Source organism: Cetobacterium sp. ZWU0022 (assembly GCF_000800875.1).
GTDB lineage: Bacteria > Fusobacteriota > Fusobacteriia > Fusobacteriales > Fusobacteriaceae > Cetobacterium_A.
In genome coordinates, this window is sequence record NZ_JRJZ01000170.1 from 1 (window position 1) to 946 (window position 946).

At 31.9% G+C, this 946-nt stretch carries 1 protein-coding gene; it reads left to right on the plus strand.

All coding sequences use genetic code 11. From position 1 onward, the window contains the following. A partial coding sequence (locus L988_RS11840) for a TolC family protein (protein WP_047384524.1) occupies positions 1-946 on the plus strand: 946 nt, incomplete at both ends.

Sequence of the window (946 nt, forward strand, 5' to 3'; positions counted from 1 at the left end):
TGGTATTACTTTCGACAGCAGCCTTTTCTAGAGAGTTAACGTTAGAGAGTGCAATCGATTTAGCTTTAGAGAATGGGAAGTCTATAAAGACAACAGAGCTATCTAAGGAGAATGCAGATTTAAATGTAAGAAGAGCGTTTAAAGCGGCACTACCAACTGTTACATACAATGGGCAGTATCAAAGAGCAGAGCATACAGAGAGAAGTATGAACGATTTAAATTATGATGCTAAAAGCGGATATACTCAAACAATAGGTGTATATCAACCTTTATTTAGAGGAGGAGCTATAACAGGTGGCATAATAGGAGCAGAAGCTTCAAAGAATATAGCAAATATCTACTTATTATCAGAAAAAAGAGATGTAAGATTAGATATAATTTCAATTTATAGTAGTATAATCAATTATGAAAAAGATTTAACAGTGTTAGAATCTTCAATGAAAGAGTTACAAGCGAGATATATGAAACAAAAAGAGCAACTAGATTTAAGATTAGTAACAAAAGCTGATCTATTAAAAACAGAATACTCAATTTTAGAGTTAGAAGCTCAAATAACAGGAACAAAAACAAACTTAGAGATTGCAAAGAAGGATTTAAAATTAAAACTGATGATACCAACAAATGAAGAGATTGTTTTGAAAGAATTTATGGTTCCAGAAAACTTAACAACAGGAATTGATTTTGAGAAAGATTTAGATGTGGCATTAAATAATAGTTTATCAGCGAAATTAGCAGTGAATAAAGTAGATTATGCATCAGCAGAAAAGATAGTAGCGAGATCAAGTTTATTACCACAAATAGATGCATTTGGAACTTACGGAACATCAAAAGAGAGTCATCATTATGATAATAGTTTTGATAATGCAGAATGGAGAGGTGGAGTGAGTGTGAAGTGGGATGTATTCTCATTTGGAAGCACAATAGATCAGTATAGTGTAGCAAAAAA